Source organism: Rhizobium sp. SL86 (assembly GCF_026672545.1).
GTDB lineage: Bacteria > Pseudomonadota > Alphaproteobacteria > Rhizobiales > Rhizobiaceae > Neorhizobium.
Genome location: NZ_JAPPRJ010000002.1, coordinates 647,960 through 663,962 on the forward strand (window position 1 = coordinate 647,960; position 16,003 = coordinate 663,962).

The 16,003-nt window shown below is 62.9% G+C and carries 13 protein-coding genes; 4 read left to right on the plus strand and 9 right to left on the minus strand.

All coding sequences use genetic code 11. The features are described 5' to 3' along the window. Positions 1-21: 21 nt before the first annotated feature. The 4 genes from OU993_RS15210 to OU993_RS15225 are packed head-to-tail and all read right to left on the minus strand — an operon-like array spanning position 22 to position 3,601. Positions 22-606 carry an amino acid synthesis family protein gene (locus OU993_RS15210; RefSeq protein ID WP_268158758.1) on the minus strand — a complete coding sequence of 195 codons (585 nt, stop codon included), beginning with the start codon at positions 604-606 and terminating at the stop codon, positions 22-24. Next, complete coding sequence (locus tag OU993_RS15215) at positions 603-1,187, minus strand: amino acid synthesis family protein (RefSeq protein ID WP_268158760.1); 585 nt, start codon at positions 1,185-1,187, stop codon at positions 603-605. The genes OU993_RS15210 and OU993_RS15215 overlap by 4 nt, the downstream gene beginning before the upstream one ends. Beyond that, a complete protein-coding gene (locus OU993_RS15220) occupies positions 1,180-2,091 on the minus strand; it encodes a UPF0280 family protein (RefSeq protein ID WP_268158762.1) in 912 nt (303 codons plus the stop codon). Before OU993_RS15220 ends, OU993_RS15215 begins: the two co-directional genes overlap by 8 nt. A gap of 10 nt (positions 2,092-2,101) precedes the next feature. Beyond that, a complete protein-coding gene (locus OU993_RS15225) occupies positions 2,102-3,601 on the minus strand; it encodes a 6-hydroxynicotinate reductase (protein WP_268158765.1) in 1,500 nt (499 codons plus the stop codon). A 228-nt stretch (positions 3,602-3,829) separates the two neighbouring features. Here OU993_RS15225 and OU993_RS15230 point away from each other — a divergent pair, with 228 nt between their 5' ends. From OU993_RS15230 to OU993_RS15245, 4 genes are all read left to right on the plus strand, one after another. Then, on the plus strand, positions 3,830-4,291 hold the full coding sequence (locus OU993_RS15230; RefSeq protein ID WP_268158768.1) for a MarR family winged helix-turn-helix transcriptional regulator: 462 nt from the start codon (positions 3,830-3,832) through the stop codon (positions 4,289-4,291). A gap of 183 nt (positions 4,292-4,474) precedes the next feature. After that, entirely contained in the window at positions 4,475-4,993 is a 519-nt protein-coding gene (locus OU993_RS15235) for a (2Fe-2S)-binding protein (RefSeq protein ID WP_268158770.1), read from the plus strand. Next, positions 4,990-8,532 carry a molybdopterin cofactor-binding domain-containing protein gene (locus tag OU993_RS15240; protein WP_268158772.1) on the plus strand — a complete coding sequence of 1,181 codons (3,543 nt, stop codon included), beginning with the start codon at positions 4,990-4,992 and terminating at the stop codon, positions 8,530-8,532. The genes OU993_RS15235 and OU993_RS15240 overlap by 4 nt, the downstream gene beginning before the upstream one ends. 103 nt (positions 8,533-8,635) lie before the next feature. Continuing rightward, positions 8,636-9,076, plus strand: a complete 441-nt coding sequence (locus tag OU993_RS15245; RefSeq protein WP_268158775.1) for a YqaA family protein — start codon at positions 8,636-8,638, stop codon at positions 9,074-9,076. Between the two features lie 3 nt (positions 9,077-9,079). Here OU993_RS15245 and OU993_RS15250 read toward each other — a convergent pair whose 3' ends face one another. From OU993_RS15250 to OU993_RS15270, 5 genes are all read right to left on the minus strand, one after another. Further along, the gene (locus tag OU993_RS15250) at positions 9,080-9,874 is read right to left on the minus strand and encodes an ATP-binding cassette domain-containing protein (RefSeq protein WP_268158777.1); all 795 of its coding nucleotides are present in this window, start codon (positions 9,872-9,874) and stop codon (positions 9,080-9,082) included. After that, entirely contained in the window at positions 9,871-11,676 is a 1,806-nt protein-coding gene (locus OU993_RS15255) for a dipeptide/oligopeptide/nickel ABC transporter permease/ATP-binding protein (RefSeq protein WP_268158780.1), read from the minus strand. Before OU993_RS15255 ends, OU993_RS15250 begins: the two co-directional genes overlap by 4 nt. After that, positions 11,673-12,620, minus strand: a complete 948-nt coding sequence (locus tag OU993_RS15260; protein ID WP_268158782.1) for an ABC transporter permease — start codon at positions 12,618-12,620, stop codon at positions 11,673-11,675. The genes OU993_RS15255 and OU993_RS15260 overlap by 4 nt, the downstream gene beginning before the upstream one ends. A 60-nt stretch (positions 12,621-12,680) precedes the next feature. After that, positions 12,681-14,234, minus strand: a complete 1,554-nt coding sequence (locus OU993_RS15265; protein ID WP_268158784.1) for an ABC transporter substrate-binding protein — start codon at positions 14,232-14,234, stop codon at positions 12,681-12,683. Positions 14,235-14,407: 173 nt separating this feature from the next. After that, positions 14,408-15,913 (minus strand): methyl-accepting chemotaxis protein, encoded by a 1,506-nt coding sequence (locus OU993_RS15270; RefSeq protein ID WP_268158786.1) that lies wholly within the window; start codon positions 15,911-15,913, stop codon positions 14,408-14,410. Between the last annotated feature and the right edge of the window lie 90 nt (positions 15,914-16,003).

Below are 16,003 nucleotides of genomic sequence, written 5' to 3' on the forward strand. Positions count from 1 at the left end.
CTGTCAAGCATGGGATGGGCTCTAGCGGAGCCCGTCCTTTCCTTCGATCTCGGTAACCCGCAGACCACCGACGCGAGGCAGGGGCCGACCGCTATCGGTCACCGCAACCGCCACCATGATTTCGTCGGCGCGCGGACTGTCGTTCAACCACACTTCCATGCCGTCGAAATGCGAACGGACATAGGCGGCATCCTTGTGACCCAGTGGAATGTCCAGAACCTGGCCCGGGCCACCACGTTTCTTGCTGGAGGGGACGAGCGCCGCCCCCTTTTCCACCGCCTCGCGCAGGGGCTTGCCCAGCGAGGGATGCAGGATGGCCGCGGCATGTTCCAGCTCGCCGTTTTCCCCCACCATGGCTGCCTTGCCATAACTCTCCGCTTGATCCGGCCGGATGCCGAGCGCCTGAACACAACGCTGGCCAAGCAACCCGCCGAGTTCTGCGCCGATCTCCATCAGGTCCTGAAGGTCCTCGACATAACGGCCGGCGAAGGGGTTACGGATGACGGCGACCGCTGAGGCCTTGCGGGTCGCAGGCCTGACGGGACGATCCATCTCGCGACGCACTTCCTCCACAAAGACGGCGATCTTGCGGATCTCTGCCTTCATCTCAGGCCATCCTCGCCCTTGATCTCCTCAGCCTTGAGACCGCCGACACGGGCATGGATGCGGGCGCCGGTGGTCATGACCAGTGCCAGCACGATCTCATTCGCCCGCGGCGCGTCGGACACGCCCACTTCCATGGCATCGAAATGGCTGCGCACATACGATGCGTTGATGTGCGTGACGGGAACGTCAAGCCGCGTTCCCGGGCCGCCGACCTTCTTTGTGGAGGGAACGATGGCCTTGGCTTCGCCCAGCGCACCGCGCATGGCATAACCGCCCGGTACGTGCCAGAGCGCGCCATGTTCCAGTTCTCCGGCCTGGCCGACGATGGCACCCTTGCCATACCCTTCGATGGTCGAGGGCTCGCCGCCCAGGGCGTCGATCAGCTTTTTCGCCATCTCGAGGCCGAGCGGTTCGAGATCCTTCATGAAGCCGGCGATCTCCTCGTGATAGGCGCCGGCGAAGGGATTGTGAATGACGGCGAGGATTGCGCCGCGCTTCAGCGGATGCTCCGCCTTCGGCCCACCCTCATGCAGGATGTCTTCGACGATGGTGACGATCTTGCGGACGATCGGTTCAGGCATGAGGTCTCATCTCCAGTCGGGCTGTCATTGGAAAGGGGGCGGGATGAGGGGCCGCGATGCGGTGCGCCCCCTGCAGGAAAAGAGCGGCACGGGAGATGAGGCCGCGGTCGATCAGATGCTCGGCCATCTCTTGTCCCCTGTCCAGCGCTCTTGCAATCTCGTCGGCGGGCAGGGGAGCAACATCAATGACAACGGGAAGATCGCCGAGGTCGCTGTCATCCTTGACCGAGGATGCCGGCGCCCGGCGAATGGACGGATGGCCCGGCAGATCGACGGCATTGGCAATGATGGTGGCGGCCGCATCGGCACTTGCGGCATCGTCTGCCAGAGCGGTCACGCTGTCGGCGATGCCGAGCGAGAGCGACCGCCCGCCGCGTCCCGAGGTTGCGATGCCGCGCATCGGCTCGCTGGCGGTGACCCTGAAGCGGCCAAGACCTTCTCCATCGTCTTGGGCGATGCCGACCGAAAATTCCACCTCTCCCGACAGGTGAAAGGCAATATCCCCGCCATTGTTGACAAAGATCCGCTCGGGACAGTCGTCTGGGGAAAAACCAAGCCGGATGGCGGCGAGCACCTCGTCTGCGACCGCACCGGCCACCGCTGCCATCGGCGTGATAAAGTAGTTGGCGGCGAAGGGGCGAACCGCCTCCACCATGCGACGGGCGGTGCTGCCCCGGGCGCCCGGTTCGTGAGGGGTGGCGGGTGACCGCAGCAGCGGCAGTTCGTCGACCAGTTCCGGCAGGATGGTCTGGAAGCGGTTCCAGGCGCATTGCTGCGCGTGGCGGATATGCTTCGGCGTGGCGCGCGGACCATCGACGCCGATGATGAGATCGATCGGGCCGTACTGCAGATGCAGCCGTCCCGTTTCAGATCCATCCAGATAGCGTGCCATCGGTCCGTTCATCGCCGCATCCTCAGCCGCCCGTGCCCCATTTGAAATTGCGCTCCGCCATCGGCCAGGCGCCTGGCACCAGCGGCGCAATCCGTCGTTCGGCAAGCTCCACCGCCTCCTCGATCGGGATGACGGCGTCCATGTGGCCGCCGAGCGTCCGGTAATCCTCGAGCCGCATGGTGAATTCGATCGGCGCAACAAGCGCCGGCGTCGGCACGTAACCAAAACTGTTGCTCGGCATCTGCATGACGTCCGCCATCACGGTAATGCCGCCGCCCGGCCAGACATAGGCCGGTGCCCCGCCGCAGGAGACGTAGGTGAGGGCCTCGCGGACAGAGCGCGTCAGCCGCACCGGATTGGTGGTCACGCCGGCCCGCAGGCTGCCGCCCGCGCCACCCATGAAAAGGACGGAAACCATCGCTGGCTCGCAGTTTTCGGCCACCACGTCTACGGTGTCCTGGATGGCGGCTGGCAGGATGGTCTGCAGCACCGGCTGCAGGTTTTCGTCGAGGATGTAATAACCGTACTGGTCGCCGGTGGTCGAGACCATCAGCAGCCGCAGCCCCGGATAGGCGACCTTGGCGTCGAAATCGCCAAGGATGGCGAGTGGATCGGAGATGTTCGTGCCGCCCCAGCCGGTTCCGGGTTCGGCCACCTGGAAATAGCGGCCGGGTGTCGAGCGGCGGCCCTTGATCTTGATGCCCGTCGGCTGGACGTCGAGAAGTTTGCCGGCCTGGTGTTCGGAAAGGACGCCGGTGATGTGATCGTCGACCACCACCACCTCGTCCACCATGTCCTTCCACTGCTTGGCGAACATGCCGATCGTGGCCGAACCGCAGCCGACGCGCATGCGGCTTTCCTCGACCCCGTTTATGACGGGGGGACAGCCTGCCTGCAGCAAAAGTGTGGCGCCGCCATCAATGATCATCTCGACCCGCTCGCGGTTGCACAGGCGCATCAGCGTGTCGCAGGTGACGCGGCCTTCCTTTTTCGAGCCGCCGGTCAGATGGTGAACGCCACCGAGCGAAAGCATCTGCGAGCCATATTCGCCGGTGGTGACATGGCCGACCGGTTCGCCATCCACCCGCACCGCCGCCGTCTCGGGGCCGATGAAACGATCGGTGTCGATCTTCACCTTGGCGCCGCAATAGGAGAAGATGCCCTCGGTGACGACCGTCACCATGTCGATGCCGTTCTGCTTCTGCGAGACGATGAAGGGGGCGGGCTTGTAATCCGGGTAGGTGGTCCCTGCGCCGACAGCGGTCACGAAGGTCGCATTGGCATTCACGATGTCACCATCCCAATCCGGCTTGCCGCCTTCGGGCAGGAATGCAACGACCTTACCGCCATCGCTCAAGCTGTTTTCCAGAATGGTGAGCGGATCGACGCGGACGAGATCGCCACCGATATTGGCGTAGCGGTCGCAGGCGCCGGATTTGCCATCGGAAATGTAGCACATCACGGGACAGGCGTCGCAACGGATCTTCCCGTTGACAGCACTTTCCACCTGCTGCTTCACCATCGTGGATCCCCTTTGTGTCGTCCTCGCAAAAGACCGTGGTACAGGATGGTGCCGATCCTTGGCGGAAGACGTATTTTATTTGTATGCAAACGAATAGTGATCCTGCTTCCGGTGGCTGTCAAGCGGTGGGACTGGTTGAAAACCGACCGGTGAGGCGGCTTCTCGATCCGTTGACAAATAGCGGATGACACGTAAACCGCTAGACAGCGCGCGCGAAAGGGATGCGGAATGGCAGGCGATCAGACAGGCGCCAGAAAGACACGGCGGCCGAAGCAGGCAGGCGCCTATCGCGTCGACCAGCAGATCGGATTTCTGCTGCGTCAGGCGAACCAGCGGCATGTCGCGCTGTTTGCGGGCCTGATGGGCGATAAATTGACCACGACGCAATGGTCGGCGCTCACCAAACTCCAGGAAATCCAGCCGACCTCGCAGAATTTCCTCGGCCGTGAAACGGCAATGGACGCCGCCACCATCAAGGGCGTGGTGGACCGGCTGGTGGCCCGTGGTTATGTGGCAACCGCGCCGGACCCGGAGGATGGACGGCGGCTCATCCTGTCGCTCACGGCCGATGGTGATGCCGCGATCGAGCGGAACCTCGACGCTGCGCGGACCGTGACCGATGAGACCCTGGCGCCTTTGACGCCGGAGGAGCGCGAGCAACTGGCACGGCTGATCCGCAAGATCTGCTGAGCATTCGCAGCGCTCCTTACCGAGGAAGAAATCATTTGCGTGCGAATGATTTCCTGTTAGCATCCCGCTTATGGATGCGACCGACAAAAACCAAAAGGGGAACGACGCAATCCTGACCTTCCTCCCATCTGGGAACCGAGGGCAGAGGTGCGCGCGATGTCCCGCCGACGAGGCTGGCGAGCAATGGCACGCGGCCCCGTAACCCTCACCATCAATGGCGAAAAACAGACTTTCGCGGTGGCGCCAGAGACGCCGCTGCTCTTCATCCTCCGCAATGACTGCGCGCTCAACGGACCGAAATTCGGTTGCGGGCTCGGCGAATGCGGTGCCTGTTCCGTCCTCGTAGACGACCGCTGCGTGCGGGCCTGCACGATCAAAATCAGCGCGCTCGACGGACGGACGGTGACAACGCTCGAAGGGCTTGCCTCCGACAGCGAACCGCATCCGGTCCAGCGGGCGTTTACCGAGATGCAGGCGGCTCAGTGTGGCTACTGCCTGAACGGCATGATCATCGCGACGGTGGCGCTGCTGCGCAAGAACCCCGCGCCTGGCGAGGCCGAGATCCGCGCCGCCTTGCGCGGCCATCTCTGTCGCTGCGGCACCCACATGGAAATTCTAGCGGCGGTGCGGCGGGCACGTGATCTTCTGGTGGCGGAACGCCAGTTACCGCGCCAGGAGCAGGAGAGGTCGGCCATCCCATGACCGGACTGCGCGAAGTCACGCGTGATGCGTTTTTGACGGCTTCTGACATTCTGCTCGTGACCCGTCCCGGCAGTGGCAACGATCCGGACATCTATCTGGCGCTGAAGGCGGATGGCGCCGTGATTGCCTTCAACGGCCACGTGGATCTTGGAACCGGCATCCGCACGGCACTTGCCCAGATTGTGGCCGAAGAACTGGACATTGCCTTCGAGCGTGTCGAGATGGTGCTGGGCACCACCAGTGCCGTCCCCGACCAGGGGCCGACGATCGCCAGCGAAACCATCCAGATTGCCGCCAAGCCGCTGCGTCTCGCAGCCGCCTCGGCGCGAGCCTATCTGCTTGCACTAGCATCCGAGCGCTCGGGCATTGCCCAGGAAAATCTGTCTGTCGAGGACGGGCTCATCCATGCGGATGGTTTTGCGGTGCGCTACGGCGAGTTGATCCGCGGCGAGCATGTGCGCATCGATATCGATCCGTCCGCGCCGGCCAAACCGGTCGAGGCCTATCGGCTGGTGGGGCAGTCGCAACCGCGCAGCGACATTGCCGCCAAGGCCCGTGGCGACTGGACCTATGTGCATGACGTACGCGTGCCGGACATGTTGCACGGACGGGTCATCCGCCCGCCCTATGTCGGCTACGATCACGGCGAGGGGGTTGGCAACAGCCTGATCGCCATCGACGAGGCCTCGGTTGCCGATATCGACGGACTGGTCGGCGTTATTGCGATCGGCGACTTTGTCGGCGTGGTCGCCACGCGCGAGGAACAGGCGGCGCTGGCGGCACGGCGTCTGAAGGTGGTGTGGCGTGAACCCCCAGCCCGACCAGACCTGAACCAATTCGAGGAGGCGCTGCGCGCCAATCCGGCCAAGACGCGCATCCTGCGCAACGACGGGGATATCGAGCGGGCGCTGTCCTCGGCTTCTCCGCGCATGGAGCGCACCTATGTCTGGCCCTATCAGATGCACGGGTCGATCGGCCCGTCCTGTGCCGTGGCTGACTGGCGTGAAGACCAGCTCGTCGTCTGGTCCGGCACGCAGAACCCGCATTTCATGCGCCGCGATCTGGCGCTCCTCATGGACATGTCGGAGGAGAGGATCATCGTCGAACGCTACGAGGCCGCCGGCTGTTACGGTCGCAACTGCGCCGACGACGTAACCGCCGATGCGGCCTTGCTGTCGCGTGCCGTCGGGCGGCCGGTGCGTGTACAGCTGACCCGCGAACAGGAGCACGGCTGGGAGCCAAAAGGCGCCGCCCAGGTGGTCGATGTTCGCGGCGGCCTCGATCTTGAGGGCGGCCCGATCGCCTATGATTTCGAGACGCGTTATCCGTCCAACCTCTCGCCGACACTGGCGTTGGTGCTGACGGGCAAAGTCTCCGGAAACGAGACGGTGGAGATGGGGGATCGTACCGCCATTCCGCCCTATGCGGTCAGCAATATGCGCATTGCCGTGCACGACATGCCGCCGATTGCGCGTGCCTCCTGGTTTCGCGGTGTCTCGGCGATGCCGAACACCTTTGCGCACGAGTGCTTTTTTGACGAACTGGCGGCTGCCGCTGGCGTCGATCCCGTCGAATACCGTCTGCGTTATCTAACCGATCCGAGGGCTTCTGATCTCGTTCGGGCCGTGACCGAAAAGGCCGGCTGGAGACCGCGGACGCGCTTTGGCAGCGAAGGCGGGGAGGGCGATCTGCTCTATGGCCGCGGGTTTGCCTATGCGGTTTATGTGCACGGCAAATTCCCCGGTGTTCCGGCGGCCTGGTCCGCCTGGGTAGCGGATGTGGCGGTCAACCGCCGTACGGGGGAGGTGGCTGTCACCAAGGTGACGGTCGGTCAGGATTCCGGGCTGATGATCAACCCGGAGGGTGTGCGTCATCAAATCCACGGCAATGTCATCCAGTCCGTCAGCCGGGTGCTGAAGGAGAAGGTCCGCTTCACGCAGACGGCGGTCGAGAGCGTTGAATGGGGCGGCTATCCGATCCTCACCTTCGAAGAAGTGCCCGATATCGATGTGCTGATGATCCCGCGGCCGGACGAGCCGCCGCTTGGCGTGGGGGAATCGGCATCAGTCCCCAGTGCCGCCGCCATCGTCAACGCGATCTATGATGCAACGGGTGTTCGCTTCCGCGAACTGCCGCTGACGCCCGACCGGGTGCTGGCGGGGCTCAACGGACAGGAGCAGCAGGCAAAACGCGAGCGGCGGAAGGAAAGCGGCAAACGCCTCTTCCGCTTCGGTCTTGGGATCGTCGGTCTTGCCGGGATCGCGCTTGGCGGGCTCGCAGCCTTTTCACCGTGGCGGCCATCGATTGCCGCTATTCAACGGCTTGACCCGGCCATCTTCAGCGCCGCCAGCATCGAACGCGGCCGGCTGGTCGCCGCGGTAGGCGGCTGCAACACATGTCATGCCGATGAAAAATCGTCAGCGCTCGGCGGCGGGCGCGCCTTCGAAACCCCCTTCGGCACGGTTTATGCGGCGAATATCTCGCCGGATGCCAGCCACGGCATCGGCTCCTGGTCCTATGCGGCCTTCGAACGGGCGATGCGGGAGGGCATTTCCCGCGATGGATCGCATCTCTACCCGGTGCATCCCTACACTGCCTTCCGGCATGCGAGCGATAGCGACCTGCAGGATCTCTATGCCTATCTGATGGCATCGCCCGCCGCTGCCTCGGCGGCGCCGGAAACGCGGCTCAAGGCGCCGTTCAACATCCGACCGCTGATGGCGGGCTGGAACGGACTGTATCTCGATGCTGCAAAGGTCCCCTTCGATCCGGTCAAGGGCGAGGCCTGGAACCGGGGCGCCTATCTGGTGGAAAGCCTCGGCCACTGTTCCGCCTGCCATAGTGACCGCAATGCGCTCGGCGCGGAACGGCGCGGAGCCGACCATCTCGCCGGCGGTTTTGCCGATGGTTACGAGGCGCCGGCTCTCAACGGAACACAGGCTGGGCCGGTGGCCTGGACGCAATCCGCTCTCTTCGATTATCTGCGGCATGGCCACGCTGTCGATCACGGCAGTGCGGTGGGTCCGATGGCGGAGGTCGTCCGCTCGCTGTCAGCCCTGCCGGATGCGGATATCGCCGCCATGGCGACCTATCTTGCCGGATTGTCGTCGCCGGTCGCTCCGGAGGAAGCCGCCGCACAGCGTGACACCGCCATTCTTGCGTCGGAGGCTGCTCGCGAGAAGGCCCGGCTGGCGCATCCCGAAGGCGCGCGGATTTTTGAGGGTGCCTGTGCCTCCTGCCATGCGGGCGAGACGCCGCTGGTGAATCTCGCCCTCAACAGCAATCTGCACAGCACCAAGCCGACGAATGTGCTGAACGCCATCCTCAGCGGCGCCGATGCGCCGGCAAGCCTTGTCGTCCGTCACAGGGCGGATGCCGAGGTGATGTCGATGCCGGCCTTTGCGGACAGTCTGTCCGACCGCCAGGTTGGGGAACTGGCCGCCTATCTCCGGGCGCGCTTTGCACCCCAGAAGGAGGTGTGGGGTGATCTTGAGGATGCCGCCCGGTCGGTCCGCAGCACCAAATCCGCGTCCCATTGATCGCATCGTGATCGGTCCATGCTTGTCGGTGGCCGGCAACAACCGTTAAGGAAGCGCGACCGGGCATGAGCCCGAACTCTCCAATGCCGGATCCTGTCGCGCCTTGCCTCCCGATATCCTCGTCTATCTCGGTCTCTGTGGCATCGCCTTCGTGGCGGCCACCATTTTTCCGGCGCAGTCCGAAGCGGTGCTGGTCGGGCTCATCCTCAGCGGGCACTACCCCGTTTGGGCGCTGCTTCTCGCCGCCGGCATCGGCAATGTCAGCGGCTCGGTGGTCAATTGGGGGCTTGGCCGCGGCATCGACCGTTTCCGCCACAAGCGCTGGTTTCCCGTCTCCGAAGACAAGCTGGTGCGGGCCGAGGCCTGGTACAATCGTTATGGCAAATGGTCGCTGCTGGCCGCCTGGTTGCCAGTGATCGGCGATGCCCTGACCATCATGGCCGGTGTCCTGCGCGTGCCGCTGGCCACGTTTGTGATCCTCATCACGATCTCGAAGATGAGCCGTTATCTGGTCTTGACCCTCATCACGCTGGAATTTCTCTGAAACTCAGCGGGCAATGCGTGGCGCGCTTTGAAGGAGTTTCTGCGTGTAGGGGTGGACCGGCTCGCGAAACAACCGGCCTGCCTCTTCCAGCTCCACGATCTCACCGAAGTGCATGACCGCCACACGGTCGGCAATCGCCTCCACCACCGCGAGATCATGGCTGATGAAGAGGTAGCTGAGCCCGAGCTCGTCCTTCAGCCTTTGCAAAAGAAGCAGGACCTGCGCCTGCACGGAGACATCCAGCGCACTGACCGGTTCGTCCAGGATCAGAATATCCGGCTCGGCCGCCAGCGCCCGGGCAATCGCCATGCGCTGTGCTTGGCCGCCCGACATTTCATGCGGATATCGATCGAGGGCATCCTCGGGCATGTCCACGGCCTGCATGAGTTCGCGCATCCGACTTTTGCGCTCCGGCGCGGCGTGGCCGGCGAGCAGCGATAGCGGCGTCTCCAGGATCTGAGCAATCGTCTTGCGCGGATTGAGCGAGGCGACCGTTTCCTGGAATACATATTGAACGGTCCTGCCGAAGGCTTTCGGTCCTTGTTTACGCAGGTCATCTGCCGATTGACCGGCGATCTCGATCGTGCCGGAGGTCGGCGTTTCCAGCCCGACGAGGATGCGGGCGAGTGTGCTTTTGCCCGAACCGCTTTCGCCAACGACCGCAAGCGTTTCGCCCTGCTTCAGATCGACCGAAACCTTGGTCAGTGCCCTAACCTCATGCGAGGCGCGACCAAACAGCTGGGTTTTGCCGCCGAAGGTTTTTGTCAGGTCGCGCACCCGAATGGCATTGTCACTCATGCTGCGCCATCCTTTTCCGACTGCCCGTCGAAGAGGTCCGCCACCCGGTGTAGAAAACGGCGGCCTTCGCCGATTTCCGGAACACAGGCAATCAGCCGCTTGGTATAGGCATGTTGCGGGCGGTTCAGAACGGTTCGTGTCGTCCCGGTCTCGACGATTTCGCCATCCTTCATCACCGCCACCCGGTCGCAGATCTCGGACACCACGCCGAAATCATGGGTGATGAACAGCAGAGCCATCTGCCGCTCGCGCTGCAGAGCCTTCAGAAGCCGCAGGATATCGGCCTGCACGGTGACGTCGAGCGCCGTTGTCGGTTCGTCGGCGATAATCACCTCCGGATCATTGGCGAGCGCCATGGCGATACCGACCCGCTGGCGCTGGCCGCCGGACAGCTGGTGCGGGTAATGCTCGGCCCTTGCGCGGGCATCAGGGATCTGCACCTTTTCCAGAAGCGCAATGGCCCGGTCCCAAAGTTCACTGCGACCGAGAGACTGGTGCGCGGCAATGGCTTCCGCCACCTGCTGGCCGATCGTATAGGTGGGGTGAAGCGTCGTCAGCGGGTCCTGGAAGATATAGGCAACCCTTTGGCCGCGGCAGGCGATTAGCCGGCTTTCCGGCATGGAGAGCACATCCTCATTGCCCAGATGGATGGAGCCGTTGCGGATCAGGCCGGGCGGCGAGGCGACAAGCCCCATGACCGACAGCGCGGTCACGCTTTTGCCCGAGCCGCTTTCGCCGATCAGGCCCAGGCATTCACCCGGCATAACCGAGAGTGAGACATTGCGCACCGCCGGCACGTATTGGGAGCCCATCCGGAAGCCGGTGTCGAGGCCTTCGATAGACAGAACTGCACCAGCCTGGCTCTTCTCGTGCGCCCGGCGGTCTGTGGCGATTGCCGTGATCGGGCCGGGCCGTCCGAGCGCGCCGGATTTCAGCCGCGGATCGAGCGCATCGCGGATACCGTCCCCAACGAGATTGAGGCTGATGACGATGAGGAAGATCATCACGCCCGGCACGATGGAGACATGCGGCGCGGTGAAGAGCTGGGCGCGCCCCTCTCCCAGCATGGAGCCGAGATCCGCCTGCGGCGGCTGCGCACCGAGGCCGAGAAAGCTGAGGCCTGCGGTTTCCAGGATCATCCAGCCGGCCGTGGTGGACATGGTGATGACGATCACCGGCAACACGTTCGGCAGGATCTCCGTCGCAAGGATCGAAAGGTGCCCCTTCCCGGACAGGCGCGCCGCATCGACGAATTCGCGGTGTGCAAGACCGAGCGTCACGCCGCGCACGTTTCGCGCAAAAAACGGGATGTTGACGACCGCGATGGCATAAAGCGCATTCATCAGGCCGGGACCGAGGGCCGCCACGATGGCGAGTGCCAGCAGGATGTAGGGAAAGGCCATCAGCATATCGATGCCGCGCATCAGCATGTTGTCGGTCCGCCCGCCGGCATAACCGGAGATCAGGCCGATGCCCGAACCGATCAGCGCGGCAAACAGGGTGGCGGCAAAACCGACGGCAATCGAGACACGGCTGCCCCAGATGAGACGGCTCAGAATGTCGCGGCCAAGCTGATCAGTCCCGAGGAGATGGCCTTCGGTCAGGGGTCTGAGCAGCCGCTCAGCCGGCGCCGTCGCATTGGGATCGGAAAGCGGCAGAACGGGTGCGAGGAGGATCACCAGGCCGATGGCAATCAGAAGCAGAAGACCAGCGGCGGCGAGACGGCTCTGCACGAGAAGTCGAAGCGGCGACATCCGGCTTGCTCTCGGGGGCGAAGAGAGGTCGGCAAAGCTGTCAGTCATGCGCGGATCCTCGGGTCAAGCAGGGTCTGCACCACATCCGCCGCGAGATTGAAGAGAACATAGCTTGCGGCGACCACCAGTACGCCACCCTGCACCAGCAGGATGTCGCGGGTCGAAATCGCTTTCACCAGCATTGCACCGATGCCCGGCCACTGGAAAACCGTCTCGATATAGACGGCGCCACCCAGCACGAAACCCGCCTGGATGCCGATCACCGGAATGACGCTGACGATCGCCGCGCGGAAGGCGTGACCGTAGACCACCTTCCTTTCTGAAAGTCCCTTGGCGCGCGCCGTGCGGATGAAATCCTGCCGCAGCACTTCCAGCATGGCGCCACGGGTGAGGCGCGCAATGACACCGGCGGCGACGACCGACAGGGTGAGCGCCGGCAGGATGAGATGACGCAAGAGATCCGGCAAATCGCCGCCGCCATAGACGGCATACATGCCGCTTGGCGGCAGCAGCCGCCAGTGTACCGCGAAAGCAAGGATCAGCAGCAGCCCAAGCCAGAAGGAGGGCATGGAAATGCCGGCCAGAACCACAAAGGTGATGATGCGATCAGCCCAGCCATATTGGCGCACGGCCGAGATAACGCCGGCGAAAAGCCCGATGATGGAGCAGAGCAAAAGTGAAGTGCCGGCGAGGATAAGGGTTGCGCCAAACCGTTCGCTGACTTCGGAAAGCACGGGACGGTTCAGAATATAGGAGCGCCCCAGATCACCCTGCAGAACATTGCCGATCCAGATCAGATATTGCTGGAGAAGTGGCTTATCGAGGCCGAGATCGCGGTTGATCCTTTCGACATTCTCCGGCGTCGCATAGGAGCCGAGAATGGCGGTGGCGGGATCACCCGGGATCAGCGCCATCACCAGGAAAACGATGACGGACAGGCCGAACAGGACCGGGATGACCGAGAGCAGGCGCTTGGCGATATAACGGGTCATGGCACTCCAGCGGGATCTGCCGGAGGCAGGTTATGAGACTGCCTCCGGAACCGTCTTCACTTACTTGCTGACCTGCCGGAGGTTCAGCAGGAAGGAAGGCTCCAGGGTGAAACCCTGCACATTGGCGCGCGTGACGGCGTTCTGTTTCCAGTTGGCGACGAAGAGCCAGGGCGCGTCATCATGGACGATCCGCTGCACCTGCCCGTAAAGCTCGGCGCGTTCGGCCTGATCGGTCGAAGTGCGGGCCTTTTCCAGGATCGTGTCCAGTTCCGGGTTGGAATAATAACCGGAATTGAAGCCGCCTTTGTCGGGCATGGCGGCCGTGCGGAGCGCCAGATAGGGGAGGGTGTCCGGGTCGTTCGTCATCCAGGCCATTTCGGCCATGTCGGCCTTGCCTTCCAGCCCTGAGTTCACGCGCGAGAGAAAGCTGTTCCACTCATAGGTCTCGATCTTGACCTTGAAGCCAACCGCCTCGAGATCCGCCTGAATGGCGGCGCCCATGGTGACAGGGTCCAGCATGCCGGAACCGCCTTCGGTGATGTAGAAGGTCAGGCTCGGGTCCTCGATCCTGGCCTCCGCCAGCAGTTGTTTGGCCTTTTCCGGATCATAAGGATAGGGCTCGACGGAGGATTTCACCCAGTCGAAGGCCGGTGCGATCGGTCCGGCGGACACCGTCGCTGTGCCCTGCAGGACGTTATCGACGAGACCCTTCTTGTTGACGGCATAATTTGCCGCCTGGCGCACGGCCTTGTCCTTGAACGGGCCTTCCTTGGTATTCAGGACGCTGAACCAGACATGCGGCCCGACCTGCTCGCTCACGGCAAAATTGGGATCGTTCTGGAAGGTCGCGATGTTGTCCGGCGGAACCTCCACCATCACATCGATACCGCCGGCCATCATTTCGGCCACGCGGGTGTTGGAATCGGTGATCGGCCGGAAAACGACGGCTTCAAGCGCCGGTGCTTCGTTCCAGTAGTCGCGATTGCCCTCCACCACGACCCGCTGGTTCGACTGCCATTCGACGAATTTAAACGGGCCCGTGCCGGACGGGTGGCGGCCAAAATCCTTGCCGTATTGCTTCACGGCGGCAGGCGAGACGATAAGGCCGGTCGGATAGGCAAGATTGGAGAGGAAGGGCGCAAACGCCTCCTTCAGCTTGAACTCGACCGTCTGCGGATCGATGACATTGGCCTGATCCACCGCCGCGAAGTTGAAGGACAACGGGAAGGGGCCGGTATCGTAGAACGGGTGGTTTTCATCCAGCATGCGGTCGAAGTTGAACTTGACCGCTTCGGCATCGAAATCACTGCCATCATGGAACTTGACGCCCTGTCGCAGCTTGAAGGTATAGGTCTTGCCGTCGTTGGCGACGGTCCAGCTTTCGGCAAGCGCCGGTTCCACCTGTAACGTGCCGCTCTTGAAGCGCACCAGACCGTCATAGATATTGACGAGAATGCGGAAATCGTTGGTCGCGGTTGCCACATGCGGGTCGAGCGATTGCGGCTCGGCAATCTGGCCGACAATCAGCACATTGGGGGGCGTTTGAGCCAGCGCCAAAGGGGCGGTGAGCATGAGGGCGGCGGCAGCGATCGCGTTGCGAAACAGCCTCTTCATCGGAAGGATCCTTTCGATTTGGCCTGTTGGGAAACCGGTCTTCTGACCCGGTAACTATGGCCAAGATCAGCTATGACAACCGCTGACCGAAAGAATACGGAGGCTTTTTGAAGCTTAGAGATGCCCGCGACCCTTACGGCGCGAGCATCTTTCTCGTCGGGGACAGGTTTTCCTCAGGCGCGCCGGCGCTCTCTGTTGTCACCAAAGGCATGCTGGTGCGAGGACGAGGTGTTGAAGCGGGAGAGAAGTTCGGAGAGGCCGGAGCTGATCCCCGCGAGGTTCTGCGTGGAGGCGTTCGTCTCTTCCGTCAGGGCCGCGTTGCGCTGCGTGATCTGGTCGATGCTGCGGATCGCGGCATTGATCTCGTCGATGCCGGAGGATTGTTCGCGGGCCGACTGGGCGATCCAGCTGATGTGTTCGCTGATGGCGTTGACGCGTTCGCCGATTGTGACCAGAGCCTGGCCGGTGCGATTGACGAGATCGACGCCGCGGTTCACGTCTGCCGAGGACTGGTCGATCAATTCCTTGATTTCCTTCGCAGCGGCGGCCGAACGTTGGGCGAGTTCGCGCACTTCCTGGGCCACGACGGCAAAGCCCTTGCCCTGTTCACCGGCACGCGCGGCCTCGACGCCGGCGTTGAGCGCGAGAAGGTTGGTCTGGAAGGCAATCTCGTCGATGGCGCCGATGATCTGGGTCATCTTGTGCGACGAGCTTTCGATCTGACCCATGGCGTTGATGGCTTCCTCCACCACCTTGCCGGATCGCGTGGCTTCCTCGGCGGATTCCCGAACGACCGTCTGGACTTCGGCGGTGCGCTGGGCGGCCGACGCGGAGATCGTCGTGATTTCCTCGATGGCGGCTGCGGTCTGCTCAAGCGCCGAAGCCTGCTGTTCTGTGCGCTTGGCCATGTCGTCGGTCGCGTGCGAGATGCTGTCGATTTCCGCCAGAACCTGCGCCACCGCGCTGCGGATTTCCACCATTGCACCGTTCAATTCGGTGATCGACTCGTTGTAATTCGATTTGATCCGCGAGAACGTGTCCGAGAGCTGCTCGGTCATCCGGAAGTTCAGGTTGCGGTCTGACAGGTTGCGAAGCGCCCGGTCGAGCGCTGCCAGCGCCGTTTCCTGCTCCACCGCAAACTTCTGGCGCTCTTCCTCCACACGCTGGCGGCCGGCGGCCAGTTCATCGAGATAAACGGAAATCGAGTAGTCCATGTCGATGAGTGCCGCCTTGACGACGGCGGAGATCTTTTCTTCGACGGCCTTGGCCTTCTTGGCGTGGAGGAACCCCTTGAGCTCCGAAGCGACCACGGCCTTGATGATGCCTTCCAGGATCAGGGTATAGCCACCGATGTACCAGCGCGGCTCCAGCCCCAGCTTGGCGTGCGTGCGGCCAACGGCAGAGACCGCTTCGACATAACCGGCATCATATTTCCCCGAGGCGATCGAGGCCCAGTGCTTTTCCTGGCGTCCCTTGGCATGGGCAATATGGCTATCGGAGGAGAAAAACGAGGCGGTATGCGGGTGCCTCTTTGCTTTGTCATAAAAATCGTCCAGTGCAGGACCAATTGCCGTACGGATCAGCGGCTGCATTTCGGAAAGGATACGACGCGCTGGTTCATTCAGACCGGCAAAATTCAGGCGGTCGTTCAAGTCCTTCAGCGTTTCGGGGGCAGTCATTGGCAACTCCAGGATGAGGCAGCAGTGTGCTGTCCGGGTACTTTAGGAGGTATTGATTAACGCTAACTTATTGTTGAGATGCGACTCTCG

What these genes read in the sequence shown, in the direction of transcription:
- OU993_RS15210 (WP_268158758.1), bottom strand. Translation starts at nt 606, where the DNA reads ATGAAGGCAGAGATCCGCAAGATCGCCGTCTTTGTGGAGGAAGTGCGT.
- OU993_RS15215 (WP_268158760.1), bottom strand. Translation starts at nt 1,187, where the DNA reads ATGCCTGAACCGATCGTCCGCAAGATCGTCACCATCGTCGAAGACATC.
- OU993_RS15220 (WP_268158762.1), bottom strand. Translation starts at nt 2,091, where the DNA reads ATGAACGGACCGATGGCACGCTATCTGGATGGATCTGAAACGGGACGG.
- OU993_RS15225 (WP_268158765.1), bottom strand. Translation starts at nt 3,601, where the DNA reads ATGGTGAAGCAGCAGGTGGAAAGTGCTGTCAACGGGAAGATCCGTTGC.
- OU993_RS15230 (WP_268158768.1), top strand. Translation starts at nt 3,830, where the DNA reads ATGGCAGGCGATCAGACAGGCGCCAGAAAGACACGGCGGCCGAAGCAG.
- OU993_RS15235 (WP_268158770.1), top strand. Translation starts at nt 4,475, where the DNA reads ATGGCACGCGGCCCCGTAACCCTCACCATCAATGGCGAAAAACAGACT.
- OU993_RS15240 (WP_268158772.1), top strand. Translation starts at nt 4,990, where the DNA reads ATGACCGGACTGCGCGAAGTCACGCGTGATGCGTTTTTGACGGCTTCT.
- OU993_RS15250 (WP_268158777.1), bottom strand. Translation starts at nt 9,874, where the DNA reads ATGAGTGACAATGCCATTCGGGTGCGCGACCTGACAAAAACCTTCGGC.
- OU993_RS15255 (WP_268158780.1), bottom strand. Translation starts at nt 11,676, where the DNA reads ATGACTGACAGCTTTGCCGACCTCTCTTCGCCCCCGAGAGCAAGCCGG.
- OU993_RS15260 (WP_268158782.1), bottom strand. Translation starts at nt 12,620, where the DNA reads ATGACCCGTTATATCGCCAAGCGCCTGCTCTCGGTCATCCCGGTCCTG.
- OU993_RS15265 (WP_268158784.1), bottom strand. Translation starts at nt 14,234, where the DNA reads ATGAAGAGGCTGTTTCGCAACGCGATCGCTGCCGCCGCCCTCATGCTC.
- OU993_RS15270 (WP_268158786.1), bottom strand. Translation starts at nt 15,913, where the DNA reads ATGACTGCCCCCGAAACGCTGAAGGACTTGAACGACCGCCTGAATTTT.